The organism is Chitinophaga agrisoli, from assembly GCF_008386695.1.
GTDB classification, from domain to species: Bacteria; Bacteroidota; Bacteroidia; order Chitinophagales; family Chitinophagaceae; genus Chitinophaga; species Chitinophaga agrisoli.
In genome coordinates, this window is record NZ_VUOC01000001.1 from 533478 (window position 1) to 556062 (window position 22585).

The following is a 22585-nucleotide window of genomic DNA, read 5'->3' on the forward strand; positions in this document are numbered from 1 at the left end:
CATCAATATCTATATAAAAAATTATCTTTATAGGATAATTGAACCCTACCTATGAAAAAAATCGCACTGTACGCGCTTTCTCTGGCCCTATTATCCGCCTGTTCGAAAGACGACAACAAACCCAAAGACGACAATGTCCCTACGGACAATACTACCCTGGAAGTACAAGTATACAACGCCACCAACTGGAACCCAGGCGCGCCTGCGGGCCAGACAGAGGCCGGCGTTACCGTACAACTCTTTACATCGCAGGCCAATTTTAACAGCAATACTGTTGCCTATACACAAACCACCGGCAACGACGGTAAAGCTGTCTTCACTAAGATCAATGCCGGCGAGTATTTTATCGTAGCCCGTAAGGGAGATCTGGACAACCTGCTGGGCGCAGTGCTGGTAAGCGGCGCGTATGTAGGTTTTAAATCTGACTCCCTGTATCAAACCACCGGAGAGATTGCCACAGCGCCTATCAATTCGCTGGCGGCGCCGGGTAATTTCCGGCCGGATGATCTTAATGGCGACGGACAGATCAACAACGATGATAAAGGCGCGCTGCCCTGGCAAACTGCTACCGCGAAATCCAATGCCACTGTTAGCCGCCGTATTATTATAGGCAGAACGGATAACCGTCCTTTTCCGCAGTTTGGCAGCAAAGCACAGGTAACACAGGTAATGCAAAGCACTTTTGCAAGCCTGGATAAATGGTGGCAGTTTTCGCTGGCCGTAGATGCGGTATATACAGATGATTTTGGCTGTACTGCATTACCAGGCACGGCGGCGCTGGGCAATGAATGGTGTACGCTGAATGGTTACACCGGTGTAGTGGCTACCGATCCGCTGGCAGAAAAACTCTGGAAAGATGGTTATGCAGTACTCTTTCAGCTGAACCGCATTATCAGCTATGTGCCCGCTATGCAGAGCGCAGATATGACCACCGCGGACAAAGCCCTGGTTGTAGCCCAGGCTAAAGGATTAGCAGGCTTTGTATACCAGCGGCTGATCACTTTTTTTGGCCCTGTACCGTTGCTGAATGTTAACGATATTACCTTACCTACCAATGCCACCAGGGCTAGTCTTGATAACAGCAATGCTTTCGCGGCTACGCTTTTAACAGACGCCATTACAGGATTAGGTACTGATAAGACCATCATCTCTGCCGCTGCGTGCAGGGCTGTACTGATAAGGATCTTCCTGGCTAAGCATCAATTTGAAACAGTAAGGACTTATGCCAACGCTATCCTTTCTGATAATAGCTACAACCTGGCAGGCACGCAGGAACTGTTCCAAAACCCTTTTAACAAAGAGGTGTTATTCAAAACTATGAGCTCACAAACAGCCGTTTTCGCGTCTGTGTTCAATAAAGGCGTTTTTGCGCCGGCACTGCGCCTGACAGAGGTATTATTTGCCTTTGCCGAAGCCAATGTTCAATTAGGCGAGTTAGCGGCCGGCGCTGCTGCGTTAGATCAAATACGGGATCGTGAAGGATTGGACAACGTAAGCTATACCAACAGTACAGACCTCATGGCTGCACTGCTGGACGATTGGAAACGGAATATGCCGCTGGAGGGCGTTCGTTTTGGCGTACTGGCACACCGGGGCTATTTATTACAGATATTAACGCCACTGGGCTATCAGTCAAAGAATGCACTGTTGCCCGTGCCGCAAAGCATAATGGTAGATCATCCCAATATTACACAGAATATGGGCTACTAAACTTTTCCCTAACAAGGGTTAAAGGTTACAATAAAGATCAAGACAACGGGCTGCCTTTCCAGGCGGCCCGTTTTTCTTGGGTGGTACTACTAATACGTGATGCTGTTTATCATCACCAACATGATGTTGCTTATTCTAACGCAAATAAACTATAAAGGTGATGGCTATGCCCATTACCGGTCACGATGATTCCGGCTGCAATGGATTGCAGTTACCCCTATCTGCGAAAATGGAGTTAAGGGGAGGGATACAGTAATAAAAAGAATGCAATCCTGAAAAGAGGGTAAACAGCACGAAACGTTTATAGATAAAGGGTTCCAGGCCTATTTAAAACTGTTAGTAATAACCCCTCAACTGTTAAAGAAACGTTAGTAAACCCCTTTACTGTTAAACAACGTTAACGGATTTAAACCCCGTGAATTAACGCTTGTCCAACTAGCGTATCAAATATATGGGAACATGAAACGCTTATTCATACTCGCAGTATTGCTTTCAGCAAGCATCGCTTTCCAGCCTTCCAATGCACAGGTAAGATTGAATGTAAATGTGAATATAGGCAGCCAGCCTGCATGGGGCCCCACTGGTTACGATTATGCGGAGAACTATTATTTACCGGACATTGATGCCTATTACAACATCCCATCCAAACAATTTATATACCTCGATGGCCCCCGTTGGGTAAGGACGGCCACGCTGCCTGCGCGCTACCGCGGCTTTGACCTGTACCACAGTTATAAAGTGGTGATCAACGAGCCCAGGCCTTATCTGCACCATGATGTATACCGTACGCGGTATGCAGGGTACAGGGGCCGGTATGACCAGGTAGTAATCCGGGACAGCCATAGCAACAGGGCTTTTGCAGACAGGGATCATCATGATCATAATACATGGCGGAACGACAGATCAAGAGGCCGGGGACATAAGCACTAACGAACAGTGTTCATGCACGCCTCAACACAGCAAAGGTGGCCGTAAATACGGCCACCTTTTTTCATTGCTATTTCACAGGTACAAAGATCTGGCGCAACTGATCTATTAGTACACCATTTCCATTCAAACTAATGTTATTGACCCGCTCTGCTATCTTTTCCACATACTCCATCTCCTTCAGCTTAAACAGCATGGAATTATCTTCCATCAGTTTAGCCGTATTCAGCAAGCTGCGGGTGCTGGCGGTTTCCTCGCGGCGGGTGATAATGTTGGCCTGGGCCTTTTTCTCCGCCATCAGCACCTGGTTCATGATCTCCTTCATATCGCCCGGAAGGATAATATCGCGGATACCAAAGCCCGCTACGGCTATACCCAGTTGTGCCGCCTTTTCCTTAACGGCTTCCAGCACATAGGCCGCCAGGGCGTCCTTTTTCTCCAGCAGTTCATCGAAATCGAAGCCTGCAATGTACTCCCGCAGGGTTAACTGGAAGATGACATACAGCTGGCGTTCATGCTCCTTATTCTGCAACAGGGCCTGTTCAATATCCGTGATACGGTATTGCGCCCAGGCATTGATGCGCAGGGAGGCCTTATCTTTTGTCAGGATCTCCTGACCATTCAGCTCTACCTGCAGCTGGCGTGTATCTATTTTACCAACAAATACCGGAATATCATTCTTCCAGAAGTAGTATATACCGCTTGCCAGCGTTTGCGCGTACTTGCCATCTATCAGCAGGATAGCCTTTTCGTAGTGTTCCACGCTAAAGGTGCGGATAAACGGAGCCAGCTGTTTGTTCAGCAGGGTGGTACGGTCTATCGGCTCCGTGATCACGGCTTTGCCGATGTCTGCACGGGTGAATGTATAGTTGATGATACCTTTCCAGAAGGCGTACCGGCCTGCGGTCAGTACTTTCTTCAGCAGACCATCTTCGTACTGCAGCACTATTTCATGATCCTTTACTTCGATCACGTGCAGCCGGTCCCGCAGCACGTTATCCTGGAGAAGGATATTCCACTGATGGGTGGCATTGAAGGCCTGGGTCATATCATATATTTCCAGGGTCTCGAAGGGCATGAGCCAATAGCTACCTGTTGTAAGCATGTGCTGGTATGCGCCTCGTTTAAATACCAGACCCGTCTGGTGGGCGTTAATTCGTACTCGTTTCATGTGTTTAATTTTTTCATCTGTTTAAAAAAAAGCCGCGTTACCAGCCGGACATCCCGCATTCACGGGGGCCATACACTACCAGGCGCCTGTACCGGGGATACAGTTTGTGTGCAACTCACTAACCCGCTGTTTGCCGGTATCAGCGCTGCCTGGTAGGCTGCGTGGCCCGCAGGTGTTTGCCGGATCTTTATGCCCCATCCTTTTGATGGAGCATGAGCGGCAGGTAACCTTCGGCTTCTGCAGTTCGCCATTTTTTTAGGAAGGAGCGGTCTTCCGTCATTGGTTTTTAAGGCCAATTCTGATTTTAACTATCGCGATACCTTTACGCTACCAGGGATGAAAGCCTGGAAGGGACTCGAACCCTCACTCTATAGATCCCACAGGATACTGCACTATGCCGCAACAGCATACAGATCGTTACTACTACTGCACTGCGGAGCTCTCAAAGCTCCAGCCTCAGGTTGCGGGATATGCGGGTAACCTCTTCTTTTGCTGATGCTCCGCATCAGCGATACTTTTCGTCCTTTAAAGCCGGGATGGCGTTACCAGCCTTTTGCTGATGATATTCCATTCACCCGTTATTGCTATGAAGGCGTTTTATTAATTGTTTTGTTATCACTTCCATCGCTTACACTAGTGCACGGCTTTATCCGCGCAGTTCGTGCTGGCAAATGCATGTGGTTTGGCCCTGAAAACAAAGCCCATCCCCATAATGTACCCCATGGCTTCCTTTAAAGCGTCGTTACTTTTGAAACCAGGGCTGGTGTTGATATCTGCATGGACTTCCATATCCACGTTAAAAGCAGTAAAGAGGCTACAGAGCTCATAAGCGATCTCTATGCTTTTTGTTACTTCTTCCAGCATGCGTTCTTTGATGGCCATTTTCCGCTGGCTGGTCTCATTGTGGATATACATGAAACCGCCTTTTCCTTTGCGGAGGAATACGATAACGGTGGCAAACTCTGTGATGCCGCCCTTTACCTGGCTATCTGTACCTATACATACCTTCATGGCATGTCCCTGTTCCTGCGCCTGTAACAACACGTTCCTTACTTCATCTTCAATTGCTGCTTCTACGATGGAGCCATTTAACCTTCTCCATTGTTTACGCTTTTCCATGGCTATACTTTTTATTAGCGCGGATGTGGCAGGGCTCGAACCTGCAGCCACGGTGCTTCAAACCGCTGCTCTACCATTGGAGCTACACATCCATTGTTGGCGGATAAAGAAAGGATCGAACTTTCATCCACGGCTTAACAGGCCGGCGCTCTACCATTGAGCTATTTATCCATAGTTGGTCCGGTGAGATTCGAACTCACAGCCCCCGGTTTAAAAGACCGGAGCTCTAACCATTGAGCTACGAACCAATGTTTGTTGACGGGCTCCCGCCCCTCCAGCATCATGTCCTTAGTTGGCCCGGTGGGACTCGAACCCACAGCACCCGGTTTAAAAGACCGGTACTCTAACCAGTTGAGTTACGAACCAATGTTTGTTGACGGGACAGGACTCGAACCTGTATCTCCATATTCGTAGTATGGAATTCTATCCAATTGAACTACCTGTCAATTTATTATAGTTGGCCCGGTGAGACTCGAACTCACTCCGCCAGCCGGCGGATAAGAGACCGGAGCTCTAGCCAGTTGAGCTACGAGCCAATATTTGGGCGTCAGTCGGGAATCGAACCCTGATCTCCCGGCCCACAACCGGGTGTTCTACCGTTAAACTAATGACACCATGTATGTTACCGGGGCCGGACTCGAACCGGAATCATCACAGTCAAAATGTGATATGTTAACCATTACACTACCCAGCAATGTGGTGACTGGCGGACTCGAACTGCCAACCGCTACGGTATCAGCGTAGTACTCTACCAATTGAGCTAAGTCACCCTTGTTGTTGGCCTGGCCGGGTTCGAACCGGCAACCTGTTGCGTATAAGGCAAATGCTCTCACCATTGAGCTACAAGCCAATGCTGCTGCCCCTTTCAGGCAAAACAGACTTCCCGCCCCTTTCAGGCGTAGTGCGGTCCGTACGGGAATCGAACCCGTAGCGTCGGATCGACAATCCGGGATGTTAACCATTACACTAACGGACCATAAAAATGCTGCCTCTTTCAGGCGTAGCGCGGTCTGTACGGGAATCGAACCCCTAGCGCCGGATCGACAATCCGGGATGTTAGCCGTTACACCAACAGACCATAAAAATTCGTTTCATTCAGCCATGGCAGGGCTTTCACAGGTTGAATGCTAGACTTTATCCTGCAAAAATCTTTCGTCCTTTCAGGGCATGGCCTGGCCTGTACGGATTCATACCCGCAGCATCAGATCAACCATCCAGCATGTTAACTATTACACTAATCCTTCTTTGCCAGGCATAGCATGGCCTGTACGGGTTTGTACCGTAGCATTGGATCAACCATCCAGCATGTTAACTATTACACTAATCCTTCTTTGCCAGGCATAGCATGGCCTGTACGGGTTTACCGTAGCATTGGATCAACCATCCAGCATGTTAACTATTACACTAATCCTTCTTTGCCAGGCATAGCATGGCCTGTACGGGTTTATACCGCAGCATCGGGTCAACCACCCAACATGTTAACCATTACACCAGGAAGCCATAAAAAAAGCCCGGTCGGAGTAAACGACCGGGCTTTAAATTTGCAACACAATATTATTTATTTGTGTGCATACCAAGGTCGTTTATGGGGTGCTTCCTGTTCATCACCGCGGGCATCAATATCCTGATCCGCCTGTTTATGGCAGGGGCAATTGCCTGGCAGCTGTGTGCCATTCATTACTGTAAATCGTTTGTATAGACTATATCGTGATCTCATGTGTTTAATATTGGTAATAGACCCGCCTTCGTTATTTCCCGGGAAATCCTTAACAGTAGCCAGTGCCAGTAGCTGCTGCCCATGATCCGGGAGGGTAAAAGGCATAAAAAAAGCCCCCGCTTGCGGCGAGGGCTTGTTATATCGAAGTAGTTCTTTTCAACTATTCTGTAGCATAACCTGCCCCGCCAACGGTATCGTCCCATTTTGGACTGAAGCCGTTAATCTCTATTGTATGTAGATCGTAGCGTTGCATGTTGCTGTTTTATTTGCGTTTAATTTTTAACGACACAAAGATGGGGACTTTTTTTTATAAAACAAATTTAGTTTGAATATATTTTTGCAACTATGTAATATTAATTCGGAAGATACTCTGCCCAGGCTATTTCAGGAGGTAAAATAATATTTGAAAATTCCAGGTGCAGGACCCTTCTGTTAGTATTGCCGGTGGCCCTGTCAGATGCATGCAGCAGTAAGGGGCGCATGATCATGATACCACCTTTTTGCACGTTGCACACGGAGACTGTTTCCACGGACCAGTTAATAGTTTCCGGGCGGTAGACGCCTTTGCGGTGCGAGCCCGGGATCACGCGCAGAGCGCCATTGCTACTATCGGTATCATCCAGGTGGATGCGGATGGTAAAGATGTTTTCCAGTACCTCTAAAGGCGGTTGTACGCCAAATTGTTGTTGTTTTACCGTCCAGGGGCCGTAACCGGGGAGGGCAGCCTTCCTGTCCACAGAGATCGTAAGATCCTGGTGCCAGGCTACAAACCAGTTGGATTGCGCCGGTTTATCAAAGTAGATGGATTTTACGATAAAGTAATCAGCGCCAAAGAATTGGTGGATGATTGCTTTTAACGCGGGCGTAAAGACAAGGGAGGGCAAGGCGGGGATGTTTTGCAAACACTGCCGGATGGCGAAAAGGTCTTCTGTTTTACGGAAGGCGGGTGAGGAGGCATCTGCAGCGGTAATAGCCTGACTGATGGCGGAGAGCTCCTGGGGGGTGAAGACATCATCGATGATGGTAAATCCGGCGTCGTGTAGTTGCTGTTTATGGGAATGCTGGTTGTGCATGGCTATATAGAAAATATATTAAATACTGTTAGCGCTATGGGTAATGGCAGTACCATAAAATTAAAAAAGGGCTCATCATAAATGAGCCCTTAAGTCTTTTACCTGGTTACATTTCTATAAAAGAAAGAGGCTTTACCAGATCTACGTTACGAATGTACCAAGATTTCGCGATATTGCCAAGTATGAAGTTGACCTTAAGAAACAAACATCTATCAAGCCCCAGATATAGCAGATACTTAGTAGCGACGGCAAACAACAAGGAAAGGGCTAAAAAACTCTACAATGCCAATATACAGCTGGCCCAGGCATTTCATCCTCTTTTAAGTCAGTTTGAAGTTGTTTTGAGAAATAGTCTAAACATAGTCCTGTCAGGTTATTTTAGTGACCCAGACTGGATCATTAATCAAAATGATGGTTTCATGAGAGATCTTTCGTTAAATCCTCAATTCTTCTTAAAAAATGCAATACTGAAAACAGAAAGTAAATTAACGCGCAGATCCATTCCTATAACAAGTGGAAAGATAATTTCCGATCAAACCCTAGGCTTCTGGGTCGCGTTTTTCCTGGCACATCATTATTCTCTAGTTGGCGGCCGGCCGATTCACATTTTTCCTGGCAAACCAGCCATTGAAAACCGGGCGAGCATTCACGCTAAACTTGATGCCATACAGGGTTTTAGGAATAGAGTAAGTCATTGTGAACCGTTATGTTTTGTTGGACATAACATTGACTGTTCAGCCATTTCGGCTATAAGAACGACCCTTTACAACCTAATTGGCTGGATAGACCCACAGTTAATTCCTTTCTTCGAAAAAATTGATACCGTACAACGCAGAATAAACCAAATCATGGCAATTTAGGCAGTAATTGGTCATCCAGGCCATATAGAAAATACCCTAATATATATCGCAAATTGCAATCTCTGCCGTGAAATGTGTTCAAATTGTTAAAAATCAGCTTTAAACATGCTAAAATTTCAATTTTCCGGGTTATTTTAGCGATATTTGTAAACTATTCCATGCCTAAACAGGCACATCAGAGAGACAACTGTTAGAGTTATTTAATCATTTCCTATTTGTGAATTAAAGGAGTTGTGAAAATGAACATACCTAGAAAAGCCAAACTTTTTGTTTTTCCGGCCATACTGTTAACTTGTTTGTTTACAGTAATCAATGTATCCTCCATTGGACGTAAAAATCTGAAGCTTAAGATTGCTGCCAGTATGGTACGATCCAATACCGCTATGCTGTATGACAGCCTGCAGCTGGGTACCCTGGGCCTGTCCACAGACGCCTTTATGTATGGTATACAGGGCTTCCAGCGGCTGCTGAATGCCGGCCGGCTCCAAAATGACAGCGTGCTGGCTATTGTAGACTTCAGTTTACCCTCTTCGCAGAAACGTTTATTTGTTATAGATGTCAGGAACAGCAAGCTGCTGTTCAATACGCTGGTGTCCCATGGCCGTAATTCCGGCAAGCTCAACGCCGTGAAGTTCTCCAATAAGCTGAACAGTAACATGAGCAGCCTGGGCTTTTACATCACTGATAATACTTACATAGGCGAACATGGATTATCCCTCCGTTTGCAGGGCGCTGAAAAGAGCATTAACGATAATGCGATGCGCAGGGGTATTGTCATGCACGGCGCGTCCTATGTGGATGAAAGTTTTGTTGATAACCAGGGATATATTGGCCGCAGCCTGGGCTGTCCGGCTATCCCGGAGGAGGTGAAGGAAGACGTGATCACTGCGCTTAAAAACGGCGCCTGCCTGTTTATATACAGCGCCAATCCAAATTATATTGCCCATTCCAAAATGCTGCAACGAGGTAAAAACGTGGCGATGAACACGCCGGTGATGCCAACATTTCATGCAAATGCTGCCGTTCGTCCGGTACAGGCGCTTGATATAAGCGCTTTCTCCGCACAGCTGCCAGATGTAAGCACCTTAAAGGAGCAGGCGCCTGGCATAAACAGTCCTACCGCAATGTAAGCTGCCCGTTATTTCCGTTAAACATTTTCTGCGCCATGCGCGCATCATGCCCATAAATATCCTCGCGGAACTGTAATACGCCCTGCTCATCCACCCAGGCGGTATAATAGGTTACCAGTACGGGGATGGTTTCCTTTAGCTTAATGTATTTCTCTTTGTCGCCCTGTGTAAGGGCGCTATCAATCTTCTCAGGCGTCCATTTGGGCATTCCCTGCAATACATAATTCGCCATCTTTACCGGGTCGCTTAGCCGGATACAGCCGTGGCTGTATGCTCTTTTATCCTGGTTAAAGAGACCTTTGGCGGGCGTATCGTGGAAGTAGATGTTAAAGCTGTTGGGGAACAGGAATTTTACCCGGCCCAGGGCATTCTTCTTTCCGGGTAGCTGCCGTACAACGGGCACGCCATTCCGCTCGCCGGTGATCTCCATCTCATTCTTTGCCAGGTAGTCTTTATCCTTAGCAATGGAGGGCAGGATCTCTTTTTGCACAATGCTGCGGGGCACATGCCAGTAGGGATTGAACACTACCTGGTTCATATCTCCGGAGAACATGGTGGTGCTGTGACCCTCGCGGCCTACTACCACGGCCATATCAAAAGCCTTTTGTTTTCCTTCCCATACGTGCAGCATAAACTCCGGTATGTTTACGATGATCAGCTTCCCTTCCCGTTCAGCCGGCATCCAGCGCATCCGCTCCATATTGATGAGCAGCTGCTGCAGCCGTACCTGGGCGGGAACGTTCATTTCCCGTAACAGCGTGTCCGTTATCACGCCGCTGGGCGTATATCCGTGGCGGGACTGGAAGGTCCTGACGGCTGTTTCCAGGGCGGCGTCAAAAACGCCGGTACTGTCTGCGCCTGACAGCTCGCCGGTGACCTGCAATCTTTTTTTGACAAGCAGCAGGGCGGTGTCCTGGTCTCCTTTTTTATATCGCTTTTTAGCTGCGGGAATAGCGGGCCAGCCGCCTTTGCGGGTAATGCTTACATATTGGGCCAGCTGCTCTTTCATGGCGCCGTAGGAGGGGTTAACCGCTTCATAAGCGCGATGGCTGCGGCTATCGTTGGTCAGCACAGAATCTGCCAGGTCCATCAACCCATGCCGCTGGATGGGGATGAACTGTTCCAGGGCTTCTACCGGCAGGCCTTTATGCTCATCCGTATTTAAGGCAAATTGTATAAACCGGCGGGTAAGCTGCAGCTCTGTTTTAACGATACCGGCTTCCTGACCGGTGATGGCAGTATCTTCTTCTGTGGCCAGTTCATCCAGCCGGGTCTCCATCTGCTGGCTAGCGGCAGTAGTATCGTGGCTGTAGTGGTACAGGCTGCGGAAACCCAGGGCCTGTTCTGTTAATCCCTGGCTATCGAACCAGGCGTATTCAAAATTGCGGGTGTTGTAAAAGCTGCGGATGGTATTGGCCACGGTATCATTCAGCTGCTGCTGGGTGATGAACTTTTCCACCGCGGTGCTATCCAGGAAAAGATCGTTGTAGGCATTCGTTTTATTCACTGCCGTATTACGGGGGGTAATGTGTGCAGCTTTGTTTTTGTTGGCCGGTTTACAGCCTGCAGACAGGAAATAGATACCGGCGGAAATAATTAAAGCGCTTAACAGCCATTTCATGGTGTGATCTCCTTTTTAATGTAGGATGACCATGGCCCAAATCTTTTCACCGTATTCATCCAGTAGGAATTATGCAGGTCTACGTCCGTATAAGGTTTGCCGTCATAGATCTCTACTGTCATATCCGTTAAGTCCCAATCCTGCTCGTTCAGATGCCACTTAAATGAGTAGGGGCCATTCTTATTATAACCGGCATCACCGGCAGAAAGGCTGCCTACCACTATCTTATGCCGCTCATCTTCCGGCAATGCCAGCTGGGCATTGATCTGGTTAATAAGCTGTGTATCTGAGGCCACAGCGGCCACTACAAAAGAGCTATCCCGCCATTCATGGTTATCTGCATGAAACCCTATCTCATAATAGCGGAACGGCGACGTATCAGGATCATTAGTGCAGGCAAGGGCCAGCAGCAATACGGTAATGAATACGCATAACAGTCTGAGCATGGTTTAATGGTTTTAAAATAGGTGAACAGATAAAGCGCTACAAATACTATACCCGCAAGGGAAACACTTATTCAGCGCTCGCTTACGGGTACAGATCAGTCATGAATATTGTACAGCATACAGGTCCGGGTAAACCGGTCATTGTTCACTGTACGTTTTTACATTGCTATTACTAAACGTTCACCGGGAGAATTTAGTTACAGCTGCAATTTTATTCCCATTCTGTTGAGGGCTTTGGCAATACCCATCACGATCACGGCGTATACAATACACCAGAGCATGCCGGGTATACCTTCATGCAGGACAGCCGGCAGTTTTATCTGCGACCATTGCAGCAAGGCATAAATGATAAAGGGGATGATATAGGTAAGCAGGGGATTGGCCGCTGCCGGGCGGAAAAAGGCTGTCCAGCGGTTTACCTGTTTTATGTCTGTAAGCCAGTATAAAAAAGTGAACAGCACGCAGCAGATAGCAGCGCTGTATAAACACCAGGTAGGCGTAGCGTAGATCTTGGAGATCTTAAAAAAGGGCCGGAGAAAATAGCCTGCGATGAATAATATCAGCGCAAAACCAAGCGCCCGTAGTATACGCTGCCGGGTAGCAGCAGAACGGCTCTGGTCAAAGAACAGTAAAGACAATACCACGCCGCATAATACGATAGAAGTATGTGCCGCATTGCCGCTTTGCGCGCTGATCCAGTGCCAGGCAGACTGGCTAACGCCAGGCTGATGGCCCACTGCGTAGAATATGATACAGATGGCGATCATCGCCAGCAGGCCGTATAAATTACCTTTGAACAGCTGGTAGATGATACAGCTGTACAGATAGGCCCAGCCAATAAGGCCCAGTATACCCCACCAATGCGGCTGCATATAGGAGCGGCCATCCTCACCGCCGCGGTACACCAGCGCCAGGGCTATTAAACCCGCTATACCAATGCCTTTGAGCACATACACCAGCCATTTTTGCGGAAGGGTGTATACATTCCATACCAGCAGTACGCACACATAAAACAGCAGGGACCATACGTGGATGGACATGCCCATGGCAGCCTCGTTATAATCGCCTTCTGCATTCACCATAAAAACGCCCAGCACCAGCAATCCCAGGCTGCGCCATATGATATGCCATTGCAGCTGCATAAAATTATCACCCTTGGCAATACGGCGGTTAATGGCGAAAGGGATAGACATGCCCACAATAAACAGGAATGCGGGAAATACCACATCTACAAAGGTCATAGCGTCTGCATCTGCAGGCATGTGTTTCATCCAGGGGGAAATGCCGCTTACGCCGGCCAGTTCATTCACAAAGATCATTACCAGTATGGTAATGCCGCGGAATACATCGATAGAAAGCACGCGTTGGGTGCTCAGTTGGTTGATCATGTACAGGGTTTAGGTCAATTATTGAAAAATAACACTTCGGGGCGACAATTTCAATGTTATTTCTATTGAACGTTAATAATCAATAGTTTACTACAAGTTTAATAATTAAACTACAGAAATAGTTTGCAAACTACAAACATAGTTATATCTTTAGTTCATGAAGAAATTATCCCGCAAAGAAGAAGAGCTCATGCAGGTATTATGGGATCTGGAAAAGGGCTTTGTAAAGGATGTGATAGAGCAGCTGCCAGACCCTAAACCGCATTATAACACCGTGGCCACCCTCATGAAACGCCTGGAGGAAAAGGGTTACCTGGGCCATAAGGAATATGGCGGAACTTACGAGTATTATCCCCTTGTAGGCAAGGAGGTGTACCGGCAAACGCTGATGAAAAAAGTGCTGCACACCTTTTTTGACAACTCGTACCTGAACCTGCTGGCCTACTTTGCTAAAGAGGAGAAAATGAGCGCCGAGGAACTGGAACAGCTGGTAAAAATGATCGATAAAGAAAACAAATCCTGATATGCAAGCCTTGTTTATTTACCTGTTAAAGGCAGGCTGTATCCTTGCCATTTGTTATACCGCCTGGCATCTGCTGTTACGGAAAGAGACCTTTTATCAGTATAACCGCATATGGTTGTTAAGCGGGTATATCTGCTCATTAATGCTACCGCTGCTGCCCATGCCTTCCATAGCGTTGCTTAGCCCGCAGCTGGGAGTTGCCAAAAGGGTTGCCGCACCGGTAAGCCGTATGCTGGATCCTGTAACTATACGGGTTACCGCAGATGGCGGCACGGGCTGGCTGGCCGGTCCCTGGCAGTGGCTTACGCTGATATATGTATTGGTAGCCGGTATTTTACTACTGCTACATGTATTGCAATTACTGCATGTGCGCAAACTGAAAAGGAGTGGTGTTGTAATAGCAGCAGCTCCCTACCTGCTGGTATACAGCAAACAGGTAACCACGCCTTTTTCTTTTGGTCATTCCATATTCCTCCCATGTGACAGTTATGATCCTGATACGCTGCACCAGGTACTACTACATGAGAAAGCCCATGCCAGCCAACGGCACACCTGGGATACCGTATTTGCCGCGTGTTATTGTTGCCTGTGCTGGTACAATCCTTTTGCCTGGATGATGAAGCGCGCACTGTTACTGAACCTGGAATACCTGGCAGATGCCGCCGTGCTGGAGCAACAGGTGCCACGGGGCCAATACCAGCATAATTTGCTGGCAATAGGGGTCTTCCGTCATACAAGATCGATCGTTAACCGTTTTGGACATTCATACCTTAAAAACAGAATTACCATGATGAACAAACTCCCTTCCAGGACTGCCAGTAAATTGAAATACCTGATGGCCATACCCGCCATAGGCATTGCTATTGGATTATCTGCCGCCGGCAACGAGCCCCGCCGGCCTTCACCTGAGATGCCGGCCTTCACATCCATGGCCCTCAATGACACATTGCCGGGATTTCCCGGGGGCAAAAAAGCCTTTGCAAAATTCGTGGCACAACGGGTCCGCTATCCCAGGGCGGCGCAGGAACAGGGTGTTACCGGCGTTGTAGAGGCGCAGTACACTATACTCGCCGATGGTACCCCCACTAATGTGATTATCCTGAAACAGCCTGCCGCCAGTAATTTAATGGGCGAAGAGGTAAAACGTGTACTGGCGCTGATGCCTAAATTTGAGACCTCCCCTGGTAACAAGACACCCGTTCAGCGTACGGTTAGCGTCAAGTTTATGTTAAACCGCCCGGACAACACCATGGCAGATGCGGCGCCCGGCGTTAAAACGGATGTGGTAGTAGTAGGCTACGCACCTGCCAGCAAGCCCTCCCAAGGCCGTTAACCCGCCAAAAAACTGCAAAAAAATAAGATACAGCCCGTATCTTGCCCTTTTAAAGCAGTAAACATGAAAACGGGGTTAAAAAACGGGTATCTGCTAGCCCTCTCAGGGCTGGTATTAGTGGGCGCACAGGTACAAGCGCAGGTTGAGCAACCAAAAAAGATCCAGGGACAAAAAGCCACAGAAAGCAAACCGCTTTCCTATGTGGACCCGTACATCGGCTCCGGTGGCCATGGCCACGTATTTGTAGGCGCCAGCGTTCCTTTTGGAGCGGTACAGGTAGGTCCGACCAATATTGTAAAGGGGTGGGACTGGTGCTCCGGTTATCATTATTCTGACAGCGTGGTAGTAGGCTTTTCTCAGACACATCTTAGCGGCACCGGCATCGGCGACCTGGGAGATGTGCTGATGATGCCTTATACCGGCGATATAAAAACCAGCACCGGTTCCCAAACCGATCCTGCTTCCGGTTATGGCTCCCATTACTCCCATGCCCGCGAAACCGCGCGGCCGGGATATTATGCCGTACAGCTGGATGATCGTGATATACAGGTAGAACTGACCGCCACCGAGCGCGTAGGCATTCACCGCTATAGTTTTCCCGCCGGTAAAACAGCACGCGTGATCGTAGACCTGCAGCAAGGGATTGGTTGGGATGCGCCGGTAGAGACTTTCATCCGCCAGAAAGACGCCTACACCCTGGAAGGCTACCGCTTTTCCAAAGGCTGGGCAGAAGATCAGCGGTTGTGGTTTGCCATCCGCAGCAATGTGCCTTTCAAAGATTTTAACGTATTTGACGGCGATGCCGCTCAACCAGGCAAAGAGCTGAAAGCGGTAAAGACCAAAGGCGTTATGACCTTTGCAAACAATACCAAACAGGTAACGCTGAAAATAGGCATATCTCCTGTTAGCAGTGAGAACGCGCTGGCTAACATCACCGCAGAAGCGCCCGGATGGGATTTTAACCAGCTGGTGCAGATCGCTAATACCAAATGGAATAAACAGCTGGCTAAGATAAACGTACAATCCGGCGATGAAAGCGCTAAACGCGTCTTCTATACCGCGTTGTATCACACCATGATAGGCCCGGCCCTGTTTAACGACCATGATGGCAGTTACCGTGGTACGGATAAAAAGGTGTATACACATCCCGGCTTTGATAATTATACCGTATTCTCCCTGTGGGATACCTACCGTTCCTGCGGGCCGCTGAGCACCCTTATACACCCGGAGCGTATGAGCGGCTTTGTAAACTCGCTGCTGGCTATTTACCAGCAACAGGGCAAACTGCCTATATGGCCGCTGATGGGCAGTGAAACCAATTGTATGGTGGGCTATCATGCCGTGCCTATTATTGCAGACGCATTCCTGAAAGGCTACAAAGGCTTTGACGCAGCCGCCGCGCTGGACGCCATGAAAGTGTCCTCTACCCGCGACGACCTGGGCGTGAACTATGTAAAGGAGCGTGGTTACATTCCCGCAGATAAGGAGTACGAATCCGTTTCCAAAGCCATGGAATACGCCATTGACGACTGGTGTATAGCCGCTATGGCCAAAAAGATGGGTAAGATGGACGATTATCAGCTGTATGCCAAACGTGCTGCTTACTATAAGAACTATTTTGACAGCACCATCAAGTTCGTGCGCCCCCGTATGAGCGATGGCAGCTTTAAAACACCGTATGATCCTTTCCAGTCCAAACATGAGAAAGGCGATTTTACGGAGGGTAATGGCTGGCAGTATACCTGGCTGGTACCGCAGGATGTAGAAGGCCTGATCAACCTGATGGGCGGCGATGCGCCGTTTACCCAAAAGCTGGACAGCCTGTTTAATGCCAAAGGCGATATGGGCGCCGAAGCGTCTTCTGATATCTCCGGTCTGATAGGTATGTATGCCCATGGTAATGAGCCCAGCCATCACGTTACCTATATGTACGCTTATGCCGGTAACCAGTGGAAAACGGCAGAAAAAGTAAGACAGGTGATCAAGGAATTCTATACTACCCGTCCGGACGGTCTGGCTGGTAATGAGGATGTAGGCGCTATGTCATCCTGGTATGTGCTGTCTTCTGTAGGCTTTTACCCGGTGAACCCGGCCAAAGGCATCTATGTATTTGGCAGCCCGGTATTTGATAAGGCTACGCTGCAGCTGCAGGGCGGTAAAACCTTTACCGTGCAAACGCTGAATAATAGCAAAGAAAATAAGTATATCCAGAGCATAACGCTGAATGGCCAGCCGTATACCAAAAGCTATATCCGCCATGCGGATCTGTTAAAAGGCGGTACATTGGTTATTAAGATGGGTAGTCAGCCGAATTATACGTTTGGTAAAGCAGAAGCGGACAGGCCTAATTCGATGATGGATTGAGTTGATGTGCGGATGTGCAGATGATTGGAAATGCAGGAGACTGATGTGCTGGTAATTGATTAATTTACATACAAATAAGAAGGGCCGGGCAAAAGTAAATTTACTTTTGACCGGCCCTTTCTGGTATTATTTTAACCCTTTTCGCTAAATGTTTACCTTCGCTTCTCCTTCGCTTTAGGTTCGCTTAAGGTTCGCTCAGGGTATACTGCTAAGATAGTATCAGTTTGGGCGGTGTGGGTTGATCCTTTAAGAACAGATCAACCGTTTAGCTGATAGCTTCCAATACCTCCGGCGTAACGTTGCCAAACAGGGATACCCCGGCGGCGCCGTTCTGTACCGCCAGTTGTACGGCGCGTTTCACATCTGCCATATTACCGTTAAAATCCGGGAGGAACAGGCCGGCGTAGAGCGGGAAACGGCCGTTGAGGCCTTTTACGCCTTCTGCTACCGCATCGCCTATCCAGCTAACATCTTCGCGGTAAAAACCGTGGTAGATCATCGGGTTCACGGCATCCAGGTTCCAGTTGGTCCAATCCTGGCGAACAATACGTTTGGCAATTTCCGGCGTAGGGAATACAGCGGCCGTAATGGGCTTTTTGTGCTGTTTGGCTACCAGGGCCAGGTTGTTAACGATATTGGTGATCCGGTCATAGCGGAATTTGCGCCAGGAAGGGCTCTGGTCCGGGTGCTCCAGCTCCAGCGGGTCCTTGCCGGTTTTCTCCTTATAGGCATTGCGGCAGGTATCGCAGTAACAGAAATCGTATTCCGGCAGTTCCCTGGACTGGTCAATACCGTATTTGCTCCACAGGTTCACGGGCAATATCACATCGCAATAGCGCACATAATCCAGGTGGATGCCATCCACATAATCCTTAGACAGTTGCATGCTCACCTGCTCCTTGAGGTAGTTAAGCGTTTCCGGTTTGCTGGGGCATAACCAGCGGTAGTAATCCACATAGGGCGGATGGGTAGCGCAGGACTCGCCTTTACGGTTCTGGGAATACCATTCCGGGTGGGCGGCCAGCAGGTCCTTTTCGCCGCGGTTCATGGTCCAGATCCAGCGATGGGCATTGATACCGTTCTTTTTAGCGATGCGGAAATGTTTTTCGCTATCTGCCTCAAAGTAGATGTCCGCAATGCCGGCCTTGCGGTACGCGGCATACCGTTGCTGGATATCCGCATCCGCGTCTTTGGGGTCCGGGTTGATCCACACGCGGTGGGAGGTGCGCCGCAGGGGCGTGGCAGCCAATGGCGCGGCGGCCCTGGCAGCCATGCCTGGTTGTACCAGGGCCAGGCTGCCTACGCCTAATGATTTGATGAAGCTACGTTTGTTCATTATAGGGAGGGTTTACTTTGGTTGAACAGTCTGGGTGGAAAACTGCAGATACCCCCATTTCTGCGGTATGTGCATGTTGATAACACCCTGGGGGGACCATACCCAGTTATGCTCCGGCACGGGCCTTTTAGTGGCGGGGTTGAGCACTTTCACATACTGGCCGTTCTTCACCTCTGTATCCCATTCCACGCGGGAGAAGTTGATACGCCAAACAGTGTTATTCAGCGGCAGTTCCCGCACGTTCAGCAGGCGCAGGGCGGTGAAGGGGATGGCCATTTCCACGGTCCAGGATTTATCCTTGTCCGTAGGTTTGTTGAGGGTACCATTGATATGTACGGCGGTGCGCATGCCTTTGGCGTCCCAGTTAATGAGGGCGTGGCCGCCTTCGTTGTAGGGGCGTGGCATAAACAGGTCAAAGGGAGTATTACGGGCATTCAGCTCTATTTCGAAATACTCTTTGGCGTCGTCATCCTGGTCAATAAACACTTCAAAATCGTTGTCATGGAAGATGATGGTATCGCGCTGCAACAGGCGGCCCCAGATATTTGGCTCTTCCAGTTCGGCGGCGATGTAGAGGTACTGCTGGTCCCAGAGCATTTTTACGCGGGTACGCAGGGGCGGTTTGGGTTTTTTATCCCCTTCGATGTCCGTAAAATCGTCTGTCCAGGCGGCCTGTTGCCAGGCGGCATCCTCTAGCTTTCCATCAATTACCAGTTTGGTGTTGGTTTGATAACAGGTATAGCGCAGTGGTGTGATAACCTGCGAAAAAGCAGGTACGGTCGTAAAAAGCATGGTGGCTCCGGCTATGAGGTTCCGGATGCTGCTTTTGCTGAGAGTAAATAAATGCATGGGGTAAATATAGGGCAAGTGTTGCGGAAAAAATAGTCCCCCCCTGCGTGCTATGCCCATCGCATAGTCAGTCAGTCAACCTATATTTAATCCCCTCCGGAAATGCTTTCTAAAGCGCCGGCGCCTATGGTAGGCGCCGGGCTTCCTGTTAGTAGAAAATCGGTATAAAAAAACTGTCCGCTGCCCTATAAATGACTCTCTGTTTATGGTATAAAGGAAATAACGGCATGCCAGGATGTTTGTTAGTGACGGCTGTCCGTTGCTAAACCCCGCCACTACCTTTTCAGGCGTATTGGGGTTAACAACGGCGCCGTCATTGTTCACTGTTTGTTTACGAGTAAAAACTTAGCTGAAGCCGTATGCGGGCATACGCTTTTTGTGTAATACCGGTATTAATGATTAATTAATTCAATTGTTCAGATCTGTTGTTTCGTGGCCGGTCCAGCTTGCCTGCTGCGGGCCGGCATTTAATAGTATAATTACATTTCACCTACCCGGTAGCCGCTCTTTTGCAAGGGAGCAGCATCCATTTTCATTGTTCATTCGTATTTCGCCCGTTGCGGGTAAATTCCCGCTTATATAATTCCTGTTTGATCTTTGGATCTATTCGACTACATTGCCAACACATTTTTAGCAGAACAGCCGTAACAATGAAATAGTGCATCCAAAAAAGCACAATTGCGATCACATTGTCGCTACAAAACAACTATTTCCCGGTTACGTGTGCAAGAACTCATTATTTAAATAGTAACTACTTAAATAAATATAGCTATGGCTGAAAGGAAGGTTAATTCAACCAACTACCAGAATCAAGCTTTCCTGGAGAACAAGTGTTCGCTGAACGAGCTGATGGTATTGTTGAGCCGCAGGTGGATCACAGAGATCCTGTTCTGTATTGAGGAAGGTAACAACCGGTTTTCTGGCATTAAAGAGGAATTGGCGCCTATTACCGACCATATCCTGGCCGACCGTTTAAAACTGTTGGAGAAAAACAGTCTTATTAACAGGCAACATTTCCCTGAGGTACCGCCCAGGGTAGTGTATTCGCTTACCGAGAGAGGTACGGAGCTATGCAGGCTGCTGGAAAAGCTCTGCGATTTCTCCGATACCATCCCGGTTATGCTTACATAAAAGGATAAGGCTGGTAATGCTATTTTACCAGCCAATACCATAATCTTCTCCGTGGTTACTGGAACCACCCCAGAAGCTCCCATGCTGCCAATCGAAATAGATGGCATTGATAGGGCCCGAGGTGCGTTCCTGGTAATCTATTTTATACCCCATCTGTTTTAATTCCTTACGGGTCCAGAACGGGGTGTTCTCCTGCAGGGTAATACCGCCAGGCTTGCGCTCATGCAGGCCAAAGCAGGAGTACATCTGGTAGCTGTTAAAATTGGCTGCTTCTACGGCTTCCTGTACCGTCATCCCAAATTCCACCACATTCAGGAAAAACTGCAGCAGGTTCTGATCCTGCGTATCGCCGCCCTGCACCGCAAAGGACAGGTATGGCTTCCCATCCTTCATGGCCAGTGTGGGCGTTAAGGTTACTTTAGGCCGTTTGCCCGGTTCCATTACATTAAAAGGGCTTTCTTTTTCATCCAGCACAAAACTCTGCATGCGCTGGCTCATGCCTACACCCGTACGGCCGGCAATGGTAGCTGGTACCCAGCCGCCGCTGGGCGTAACGGATACAACCCAGCCTTCCTGGTCTGCCGCCTCTACAGAGGTGGTGCCGCTCAGGAATGTCTGGAGGAAGGGATCATCCAGGCCATGGATAGGCTCGTCCGGTTTATACACGGCAGTATGCCCCCAGGTCTTTAACAGATCGAAATAGGGGTTGGTTTTGCCGCCGCCTTCAAAGGGGTAGGGATCGCCGGGACCTATCATGGTATCGTTCTTTTCCATGTTGATCATGCGGGCGCGCTCTTTTGCATAGGCTTTGGAAAGCAGGCCTTTCATCGGTTCTTCCGGCGGAAAATAGGGATCGCCGTAGTAGAAGTCGCGGTCTGCAAAGGCCAGGTTCATAGCCTGGTAAATGGTATGTATGTAGCGGGTGGAGTTGTAGCCCATGCCTTTAAGGTCAAAATTCTCCAGGATGTTCAATGCCTGCAGCATAGCGGGGCCCTGGGTCCATTGGGCCAGTTTGTACACCTCAATGCCTCTATAAGTGACCATCATGGGCTCTTCTATATGCACTTTCCAGTTGGCCAGGTCCTGCAGGGTGATCAAACCGCCCTGTTCCTGGCAGCCGCGTACAAATTCCCGGGCAATATCCCCTTTATAGAAACGGTCATAGGCGGCATAAATAGCCTCTTTGCGGGACTTCCCTTTTTTCAGGGCCTCCTGCTCCGCATCCACCATCTTTTGCAGGGTAGCCAGCAGGTCCTGCTGCCGGAAGATCTCCCCGGCATCCGGGGCTACCCGGGCACGGTCCGGATGGGTAAAGAACACCTGTTTGGAATAGGGCCATTCTGTGATCCATTTCTTATTATTCTGGATAGAGTTGGCGGTTTGCGCTTCTATTGGGTAGCCTTTGGCCAGTTCCATGGCAGGGGCCAGCACCTCTTTGAGGCTTTTGGTGCCATACTCTGCCAGCATGGTCAGGATACCGCCGGGCGTACCGGGCGTTACCGCCGCCAGGGGACCATACTCCGGCGGATAGCGCAGGTTCTTTTGTTTATAGAAAGCCGGGGTAGCACCGGTGGGCGCTACGCCCAGCGCGTTGATACCGATCACTTTCTTTGTTTTGGGATTGTAGATCAGGGCCTGTGTTTCCCCGCCCCAGCTTAGCACGTCCCACATGGTGGATGTAGCGGCTATCATACCGCAGGCGGCATCTACGGCGTTGCCGCCCTGCTGGAAGACGATGGAGCCCGCCGTAGCAGCCAGCGGCTTACCGGTGATGGCCATCCAGTGCTGGCCATGTAAAACGGGTTTCTGGGTGCTCTGGCAGATAGCCAATAGGGGCAGGCATACCAGTAATAGGGTTGTGTGGCATTTCCTCATTGCAAATAGATT

17 protein-coding genes and 12 tRNA genes are annotated in these 22585 nt (G+C 49.1%); 8 read left to right on the plus strand and 21 right to left on the minus strand.

Features of this window, described 5'->3' with window-relative positions; all coding sequences use genetic code 11:
* Positions 1–51: 51 nt before the first annotated feature.
* Both F0L74_RS02140 and F0L74_RS02145 read left to right on the plus strand, forming a co-directional pair.
* Positions 52–1710, plus strand: a complete 1659-nt coding sequence (locus F0L74_RS02140) for a RagB/SusD family nutrient uptake outer membrane protein (protein ID WP_149836194.1) — start codon at positions 52–54, stop codon at positions 1708–1710.
* 459 nt (positions 1711–2169) lie between these two features.
* Positions 2170–2640, plus strand: coding sequence for a hypothetical protein (locus F0L74_RS02145; protein ID WP_149836195.1), 471 nt, complete (start codon positions 2170–2172; stop codon positions 2638–2640).
* Positions 2641–2707: 67 nt separating this feature from the next.
* On the opposite strand, the gene F0L74_RS02150 is transcribed toward F0L74_RS02145, so the two are convergent.
* The 15 genes from F0L74_RS02150 to F0L74_RS02220 all read right to left on the minus strand — a co-directional run bounded on the left by F0L74_RS02150 (position 2708) and on the right by F0L74_RS02220 (position 7717).
* Complete coding sequence (locus tag F0L74_RS02150; protein WP_149836196.1) at positions 2708–3808, minus strand: slipin family protein; 1101 nt, start codon at positions 3806–3808, stop codon at positions 2708–2710.
* Between the two features lie 633 nt (positions 3809–4441).
* The gene (locus F0L74_RS02155) at positions 4442–4927 is read right to left on the minus strand and encodes a ribonuclease H-like YkuK family protein (RefSeq protein WP_149836197.1); all 486 of its coding nucleotides are present in this window, start codon (positions 4925–4927) and stop codon (positions 4442–4444) included.
* 20 nt (positions 4928–4947) lie between these two features.
* Positions 4948–5019 (minus strand) — tRNA-Phe (locus F0L74_RS02160).
* A gap of 5 nt (positions 5020–5024) precedes the next feature.
* Positions 5025–5098 (minus strand) — tRNA-Asn (locus tag F0L74_RS02165).
* A 4-nt stretch (positions 5099–5102) separates the two neighbouring features.
* Positions 5103–5175: transfer RNA gene (locus F0L74_RS02170), tRNA-Lys, on the minus strand.
* A gap of 44 nt (positions 5176–5219) precedes the next feature.
* Positions 5220–5293: transfer RNA gene (locus tag F0L74_RS02175), tRNA-Lys, on the minus strand.
* Positions 5294–5300: 7 nt separating this feature from the next.
* Positions 5301–5373 (minus strand) — tRNA-Arg (locus F0L74_RS02180).
* Positions 5374–5384: 11 nt separating this feature from the next.
* Positions 5385–5463 (minus strand) — tRNA-OTHER (locus F0L74_RS02185).
* 6 nt (positions 5464–5469) lie between these two features.
* Positions 5470–5542 (minus strand) — tRNA-His (locus F0L74_RS02190).
* A gap of 7 nt (positions 5543–5549) precedes the next feature.
* Positions 5550–5621, minus strand: a tRNA-Gln gene (locus F0L74_RS02195).
* A gap of 3 nt (positions 5622–5624) precedes the next feature.
* Positions 5625–5697: transfer RNA gene (locus F0L74_RS02200), tRNA-Ile, on the minus strand.
* Positions 5698–5704: 7 nt separating this feature from the next.
* Positions 5705–5777: transfer RNA gene (locus F0L74_RS02205), tRNA-Ile, on the minus strand.
* Positions 5778–5831: 54 nt separating this feature from the next.
* Positions 5832–5903 (minus strand) — tRNA-Asp (locus F0L74_RS02210).
* A 30-nt stretch (positions 5904–5933) separates the two neighbouring features.
* Positions 5934–6005 (minus strand) — tRNA-Asp (locus F0L74_RS02215).
* A gap of 992 nt (positions 6006–6997) precedes the next feature.
* Positions 6998–7717 carry a phytanoyl-CoA dioxygenase family protein gene (locus tag F0L74_RS02220; protein ID WP_149836198.1) on the minus strand — a complete coding sequence of 240 codons (720 nt, stop codon included), beginning with the start codon at positions 7715–7717 and terminating at the stop codon, positions 6998–7000.
* A 182-nt stretch (positions 7718–7899) separates the two neighbouring features.
* Between F0L74_RS02220 and F0L74_RS02225 the strand changes: the two genes are divergently transcribed.
* Together F0L74_RS02225 and F0L74_RS02230 are read left to right on the plus strand one after the other, a co-directional pair.
* Positions 7900–8577: a hypothetical protein gene (locus F0L74_RS02225; protein WP_149836199.1), complete on the plus strand. Its 678-nt coding sequence runs from the start codon at positions 7900–7902 to the stop codon at positions 8575–8577.
* Positions 8578–8939: 362 nt separating this feature from the next.
* Positions 8940–9707, plus strand: a complete 768-nt coding sequence (locus tag F0L74_RS02230) for a murein L,D-transpeptidase catalytic domain family protein (RefSeq protein WP_246197608.1) — start codon at positions 8940–8942, stop codon at positions 9705–9707.
* On the opposite strand, the gene F0L74_RS02235 is transcribed toward F0L74_RS02230, so the two are convergent.
* The 3 genes from F0L74_RS02235 to F0L74_RS02245 all read right to left on the minus strand — a co-directional run bounded on the left by F0L74_RS02235 (position 9694) and on the right by F0L74_RS02245 (position 13162).
* Positions 9694–11328 carry a L,D-transpeptidase family protein gene (locus F0L74_RS02235; protein WP_149836201.1) on the minus strand — a complete coding sequence of 545 codons (1635 nt, stop codon included), beginning with the start codon at positions 11326–11328 and terminating at the stop codon, positions 9694–9696. The genes F0L74_RS02230 and F0L74_RS02235 overlap by 14 nt on opposite strands.
* Entirely contained in the window at positions 11325–11774 is a 450-nt protein-coding gene (locus F0L74_RS02240) for a BP74-related protein (protein ID WP_149836202.1), read from the minus strand. The genes F0L74_RS02235 and F0L74_RS02240 overlap by 4 nt, the downstream gene beginning before the upstream one ends.
* Before the next feature lie 197 nt (positions 11775–11971).
* Positions 11972–13162 carry a DUF5009 domain-containing protein gene (locus tag F0L74_RS02245; RefSeq protein WP_149836203.1) on the minus strand — a complete coding sequence of 397 codons (1191 nt, stop codon included), beginning with the start codon at positions 13160–13162 and terminating at the stop codon, positions 11972–11974.
* 157 nt (positions 13163–13319) lie between these two features.
* On the opposite strand from F0L74_RS02245, the gene F0L74_RS02250 reads away from it, so the two are divergent.
* The 3 genes from F0L74_RS02250 (at position 13320) to F0L74_RS02260 (ending at position 17382) form a co-directional block, all read left to right on the plus strand.
* Positions 13320–13685 (plus strand): BlaI/MecI/CopY family transcriptional regulator, encoded by a 366-nt coding sequence (locus F0L74_RS02250; protein WP_149836204.1) that lies wholly within the window; start codon positions 13320–13322, stop codon positions 13683–13685.
* Between the two features lies 1 nt (position 13686).
* Positions 13687–15018, plus strand: a complete 1332-nt coding sequence (locus F0L74_RS02255; protein ID WP_149836205.1) for a M56 family metallopeptidase — start codon at positions 13687–13689, stop codon at positions 15016–15018.
* A 63-nt stretch (positions 15019–15081) separates the two neighbouring features.
* Complete coding sequence (locus F0L74_RS02260; RefSeq protein WP_149836206.1) at positions 15082–17382, plus strand: GH92 family glycosyl hydrolase; 2301 nt, start codon at positions 15082–15084, stop codon at positions 17380–17382.
* A gap of 265 nt (positions 17383–17647) precedes the next feature.
* Here F0L74_RS02260 and F0L74_RS02265 read toward each other — a convergent pair whose 3' ends face one another.
* Both F0L74_RS02265 and F0L74_RS02270 read right to left on the minus strand, forming a co-directional pair.
* On the minus strand, positions 17648–18718 hold the full coding sequence (locus tag F0L74_RS02265; protein ID WP_188315824.1) for a family 10 glycosylhydrolase: 1071 nt from the start codon (positions 18716–18718) through the stop codon (positions 17648–17650).
* A gap of 12 nt (positions 18719–18730) precedes the next feature.
* Positions 18731–19567, minus strand: coding sequence for a carbohydrate-binding family 9-like protein (locus F0L74_RS02270; RefSeq protein ID WP_149836208.1), 837 nt, complete (start codon positions 19565–19567; stop codon positions 18731–18733).
* Positions 19568–20338: 771 nt separating this feature from the next.
* Between F0L74_RS02270 and F0L74_RS02275 the strand changes: the two genes are divergently transcribed.
* The gene (locus tag F0L74_RS02275; protein ID WP_149836209.1) at positions 20339–20698 is read left to right on the plus strand and encodes a winged helix-turn-helix transcriptional regulator; all 360 of its coding nucleotides are present in this window, start codon (positions 20339–20341) and stop codon (positions 20696–20698) included.
* Between the two features lie 24 nt (positions 20699–20722).
* On the opposite strand, the gene F0L74_RS02280 is transcribed toward F0L74_RS02275, so the two are convergent.
* Positions 20723–22573 carry a gamma-glutamyltransferase family protein gene (locus F0L74_RS02280; protein ID WP_149836210.1) on the minus strand — a complete coding sequence of 617 codons (1851 nt, stop codon included), beginning with the start codon at positions 22571–22573 and terminating at the stop codon, positions 20723–20725.
* Between the last annotated feature and the right edge of the window lie 12 nt (positions 22574–22585).

Excerpts from the sequence above, each read along its gene's own strand:
- F0L74_RS02140 (WP_149836194.1), top strand. The coding sequence starts at position 52 with ATGAAAAAAATCGCACTGTACGCGCTTTCTCTGGCCCTATTATCCGCC.
- F0L74_RS02145 (WP_149836195.1), top strand. The coding sequence starts at position 2,170 with ATGAAACGCTTATTCATACTCGCAGTATTGCTTTCAGCAAGCATCGCT.
- F0L74_RS02150 (WP_149836196.1), bottom strand. The coding sequence starts at position 3,808 with ATGAAACGAGTACGAATTAACGCCCACCAGACGGGTCTGGTATTTAAA.
- F0L74_RS02155 (WP_149836197.1), bottom strand. The coding sequence starts at position 4,927 with ATGGAAAAGCGTAAACAATGGAGAAGGTTAAATGGCTCCATCGTAGAA.
- F0L74_RS02220 (WP_149836198.1), bottom strand. The coding sequence starts at position 7,717 with ATGCACAACCAGCATTCCCATAAACAGCAACTACACGACGCCGGATTT.
- F0L74_RS02225 (WP_149836199.1), top strand. The coding sequence starts at position 7,900 with ATGAAGTTGACCTTAAGAAACAAACATCTATCAAGCCCCAGATATAGC.
- F0L74_RS02230 (WP_246197608.1), top strand. The coding sequence starts at position 8,940 with ATGGTACGATCCAATACCGCTATGCTGTATGACAGCCTGCAGCTGGGT.
- F0L74_RS02235 (WP_149836201.1), bottom strand. The coding sequence starts at position 11,328 with ATGAAATGGCTGTTAAGCGCTTTAATTATTTCCGCCGGTATCTATTTC.
- F0L74_RS02240 (WP_149836202.1), bottom strand. The coding sequence starts at position 11,774 with ATGCTCAGACTGTTATGCGTATTCATTACCGTATTGCTGCTGGCCCTT.
- F0L74_RS02245 (WP_149836203.1), bottom strand. The coding sequence starts at position 13,162 with ATGATCAACCAACTGAGCACCCAACGCGTGCTTTCTATCGATGTATTC.
- F0L74_RS02250 (WP_149836204.1), top strand. The coding sequence starts at position 13,320 with ATGAAGAAATTATCCCGCAAAGAAGAAGAGCTCATGCAGGTATTATGG.
- F0L74_RS02255 (WP_149836205.1), top strand. The coding sequence starts at position 13,687 with ATGCAAGCCTTGTTTATTTACCTGTTAAAGGCAGGCTGTATCCTTGCC.
- F0L74_RS02260 (WP_149836206.1), top strand. The coding sequence starts at position 15,082 with ATGAAAACGGGGTTAAAAAACGGGTATCTGCTAGCCCTCTCAGGGCTG.
- F0L74_RS02265 (WP_188315824.1), bottom strand. The coding sequence starts at position 18,718 with ATGAACAAACGTAGCTTCATCAAATCATTAGGCGTAGGCAGCCTGGCC.
- F0L74_RS02270 (WP_149836208.1), bottom strand. The coding sequence starts at position 19,567 with ATGCATTTATTTACTCTCAGCAAAAGCAGCATCCGGAACCTCATAGCC.
- F0L74_RS02275 (WP_149836209.1), top strand. The coding sequence starts at position 20,339 with ATGGCTGAAAGGAAGGTTAATTCAACCAACTACCAGAATCAAGCTTTC.
- F0L74_RS02280 (WP_149836210.1), bottom strand. The coding sequence starts at position 22,573 with ATGAGGAAATGCCACACAACCCTATTACTGGTATGCCTGCCCCTATTG.